Raw genomic sequence first — 980 nt, 5'->3', positions numbered from 1 at the left:
TCACAATAAGGAAATGCGTTTTAGAGAGAGCGAGAAGAAACAATTTTGCTACAAACGGATGCGAGGGCCTTGTATTTGAAGATAATGACGTAAATTATGCCGGCGGCGACACAATAGGGCCGCAGCTGGGTATTGATCTAGAGGGATTCGGAGAAGGCGGCCTGAAATATGATCATCCTTACAAAATCATTATCAAGAAAAACCGATTCAGAGAGAACGGACGTGGAGCTATTCGGGCATTTACAGCAGGGGAAGTCATTATTGATAGTATTTTTGCTGATAATGACATTTCATACGGGTACGGCACAGACGTAAGCATCACAAACAATAAAATCATTCGCCAGCCTGGTCAATCATCCTGGGCGCACGGTATCGACTCTATAGGCGTATCCAGCACGGAAACAGGGAATAGGGCCAATATATCAGGAAATACAGTCATAGGCTTTGAAAACGGCATTACTGCCAGGGGGAAAGGCGTTAAGGTTAACGATAATACTGTTGAGGGCTGCACCTCACAAGGTATATACGTGTATTTGTGTGAAATGGCCCTAGTAACAGATAACCGTATCAATGGTGATTGTGTTCATATCAGGGTGCATTTATCAAAGTATGTCAAGGTAAGCGACAATGATACAGAAGGCTCTACACAGGATTACTCAATTGTTTTGGATGCTGCTATAGATACGGTGGTCACAGATAACAAAATTAAAGGTTTCGGCGGTATTCGTTGTGGTGTAACAGTAGATGCTGAGGTTTCCGATAATATTATTGATCTAACTGGAACCGGACGCGGTATCATGTGGAAAGCCCATTCAGAAGTTGACGTGATCGGAAACACAATTAAAAACGCTAGAACATACGCAATAGACGGAACAGCAGACAGCCGATATATAAACACCGTAGAAGATAACCGTATAAAGAATTGCATTGGCAGGACAGCGATTTTGCTTACTGGCGGAAGAAAACACAGCGTAATAAAC

1 protein-coding gene is annotated in these 980 nt (G+C 42.9%); it reads left to right on the top strand.

Annotated elements, in window-relative coordinates:
* Positions 1-980: NosD domain-containing protein (locus ACFQ88_RS39520; protein WP_379463433.1), on the top strand; the 980-nt coding region annotated here is incomplete at both ends.

Source organism: Paenibacillus sp. NPDC056579 (genome assembly GCF_042793215.1).
Lineage (GTDB): Bacteria > Bacillota > Bacilli > Paenibacillales > NBRC-103111 > Paenibacillus_S.
The sequence above is the reverse complement of the archived record's forward strand: the minus strand, read 5'-3'. Positions and strand labels throughout refer to the sequence as shown.